2 protein-coding genes are annotated in these 3556 nt (G+C 43.1%); both read left to right on the top strand.

Annotated elements, in window-relative coordinates:
- Positions 1-272 precede the first annotated feature (272 nt).
- Entirely contained in the window at positions 273-707 is a 435-nt protein-coding gene (locus AB1S50_RS19175) for a hypothetical protein (protein ID WP_367152843.1), read from the top strand.
- Positions 708-1165: 458 nt separating this feature from the next.
- Positions 1166-3154 (top strand): alpha/beta hydrolase family protein, encoded by a 1989-nt coding sequence (locus tag AB1S50_RS19170; protein WP_367152842.1) that lies wholly within the window; start codon positions 1166-1168, stop codon positions 3152-3154.
- Positions 3155-3556 lie beyond the last annotated feature (402 nt).

The raw sequence follows: 3556 nt of genomic DNA, 5'->3' as shown, positions 1-3556 counted from the left end.
GCTCCGGGGAATGCCGGCGACGCTTCACGGGTTTCTTAGCAGGGATAATTTCACTCATATTAGGTGTCCACTTGTTGATAGGTGGACACCTAAATTACAGCGCAGAATTTGGCTTGGTAGATGAGTTTGCCGGACGCTTACCGTTAAAGAAACCTTGAGTAGCTTTAAGAAATTACTTAACTTAAATGTATGATCGATAGGCTAACGATTGTAAAGAGGCCCTGGTAAAACTACAGGTCCGAGTGTTAACTGATAAAAATGAGGATTGACTAATGCAGCTATCCAAAGAGAGCAGGTTGGTATCGGGTGTGATACTACTTACGATTCCAACCATTATGTATGGTGGGATAACCCTGTTGAGCATTCTCACTCAAGGTGCGGTCGGTTTTGGCGGTAATATAACCTTGGATGAAGCTCAATTTGCGCTGTGGCGGGCGGGGCATGCCCATGCGGGTGTCTGGGTGATACTATCAATAGTAATACAATTGCTTATTGATTCTAGCAAGTTATCCTCTGCCAATAAGTGGATAGCCCGTATCAGTGCACCCTTAGCAGCGATTGCTGTTCCTGGAGGTTTCTTTGGGCTCGCTTTCTTGCCGGGATTTCGCTGGTTGATATACTTTGGTGTTTTGAGCTTATTGGTATCATTGCTGTTAACGGGTATTGGGCTGCTCAGAAATTTGCATACCAGTGAGCTGCAGACTTAGTAGAAAGAAATTTAGAATTAATTTTAGCTGCAGATTAATAATTTGCTTGGAGAGTGAGAGCCTTGTCAGAAGCACCGCTAATAGTCAAGTTTTAGCCGGCCATAGTTTAAACATTCAAGGCTATATAACGACGTGGTCATTACAGTGGGGAAGAGAGATGAATACTGGGAAAGTCAGCCGTTCGGAATTTGGCCAAACCATTCGAGTGCTTCTTTCACATTGACGGTGACGAAGCTGACTGGGGTAGAAAGTAGGGTAATTAACTCGTACCGGAAAGGGGTGGAAAATAATTCCCATAGTTTACGCCGCCCCCGGCTCCCTTCCTGAATGTCCGCACCAACAAGTCAATAGTCCGGGTATGGGGTTGATAAGGGAGCCTAAACATTGATCTTATTGCATTCATATTGCCTGTATGGTAGCTTAAAATGTTTAATTTTAGGGTTCGGGTCAATATTCTAATGAGAACTATACTGTCCAGGTTTATACTTGTTGTTGCCTTTCTATGGACTGCTGTATCAATTGGTGCCCAGGTACCATTATCGGATTTGGTGCGTCACCAGGATATACAGGAAGTAAAAATTTCCCCGACTGGCTCTCATATAGCGGTCAAGAAGCTTTATGAAGGAGAGCGAGTTCTTTACTTTATGTCATTGGACCCATTAAAAGTCGTTGGCGGGCTGCGGTTTAGTGGCAAAGAGGAAGTTGGCGACTTTTATTGGGCGAATAACGAGCGTGTTGTTGTTGAGGTCATGTCTCGTAAAGCGGCACTGGAAACACCAATTAGCTATGGCAGCCTGTATGCGGTTAATTACGATGGAACTCGCGGTAAAAACATATTTGGTCATTTGACAGGGAAAATGCAAACAGGAAGTAGAATAAAGCGGGCAGAATCTACCTATGCCCATGCAACAATCATTGATCCCCTACTTAATAGAAAAAATGAAATTATGGTGTCAACCTCACCCTGGGCGAGAGATTGGGAAACCCTCGGTGAGGTGCTTAAGATCAACATATACAATGGAGTCAGGAAGCGAGTAGCTGACTTGCCAGTAGTAGGTGGACGTGCCTATACAGATGGTAATGGAAAGCTAATTTTTGCGGACGGTACTGACATAAAAAATGAGCACGAAATTTATAAGAAATTAAAAAATGGTTGGGAAAAAGTAGATGATCCAATTTTAGGGCGAGGCCGGCCTGTAGGTATTGATCAAAACGCCAATGAAATCTATTTTGAAATAAATCGACTCAATGAAACTGAACAATTGGTAAAATTCAATAGAAAAGCTAATAAGATTATTCCTGTCTTGCAGCATGAGATATCCGATATTGAAGAAATTATAAAGGATCCTAAGGATAACAGGCCTATAGGGGTTTATTTGAATCCGGATTATCCGGAAGAATCTTTTTTTGATGAAGAAGGAGGTTTTGCTGCTTATTTTCGCGGTCTTAAAAAAGCCTTTGAGGGGTTCCGAATTCGGTTCACCAGTTTTACTGCTGATGGAAAACTTGGGGTTTTGGAGGTGCACGGCGACAGACTTCCGGGGGATTACTTTCTAGCAAATATGGAAACGAAAAAAATAGATTTTCTTATATCTTCTTCGAATTGGCTTGACCCGGCTCAATTAAACTCCATGAAGGCTGAGTCATTTATCACTGACGATAAATTTAGAATAGGTACCTACTTAACTTTCCCAGACGGGCAGAAAGAAGATCTTCCTATGGTTGTAGTGCCCCACGGTGGACCTCACTCCCGCGACTATTGGGAGTATAGCCAAGATGCTCAAATTTTGTCCCAGAACGGTTACCTGGTACTCCAGGTTAATTTCCGGGGCTCCACTGGTTATGGTGACCATTTTTATACCGCGGGCGAGAGGGAATGGGGTGGAAAAATCCAAAAAGATATTGCCGATGCCGTGAATTGGGCGGTTGCGGAAGGCTATGCCGACCCTGATCTTATTTGTATCTACGGCGCTAGCTTTGGGGGTTATTCTGCCCTGATGAATCCCATAAGATATCCGGGCCTGTACAAATGTGCCATCGGTTTTGCGGGTGTATATGATTTGGAACTTTTGTATACAAAGGGTGATATAAAGCGCAGGGATCGTGGATTAGCTTATTTGGAGTCAGAATTAACCAAAGACAAAGATTTCTTGAAAGAAAATTCACCCCTGCACAATGCAGATAAACTCGACCTGCCTTTATTTATTGTTCACGGGGAAAAGGATGAGCGAGTCCCTGTGGAGCATGCTAAACAGTTGCTCCGCAAGCTTGAAAAAGAGGGGAAACCAGCAAAGAGCCTTCTGGTCGCCAATGAGGGGCATGGTTTTTACAGCGAAGAAAATAACTTAGAACTATATACCGAGATATTGGCATTCCTGGATCAGTATATCGGTGTCGGTTCGGTAGAAAAAGGGAATGATAATAATCAAGCGCAACTGTCGGAGTAGATAATAGGGTTGGTGTCCGCTCAACTAATGAGCTATTGGGAGACTGTCTGATCTAGTTAATTCGCATAATGCTAGTTTCTGCAGTCTCTCAACTTGGGCAGCTGCTTGTCCGGTACAGGAAGAGGTTATTCGTATTTATATTAGAGTTTAGCTTCTGCACCACAGGTTATTCTCCGTTGTAATAGAAATATAAATCAAATCGAATATAGGGGTTGGCTCGAACAAATTCTGGTCGCTCTTATTAGCCTCCATAAATCGACCTAATTACCACTCTTGCTAAGCTATAGATAACTGTATATAAATACAGTCATCTTATTGATCTGCAAGGGGATCTGCCATGGCCCGCAACAAAGTACAGTTTCAGAAAGGTATCAGTCTGACAGAGTTCCTCAAGCAGTACGG

This window comes from Microbulbifer discodermiae (assembly GCF_040742695.1).
GTDB lineage: Bacteria > Pseudomonadota > Gammaproteobacteria > Pseudomonadales > Cellvibrionaceae > Microbulbifer.
The sequence above is the reverse complement of the archived record's forward strand: the minus strand, read 5'-3'. Positions and strand labels throughout refer to the sequence as shown.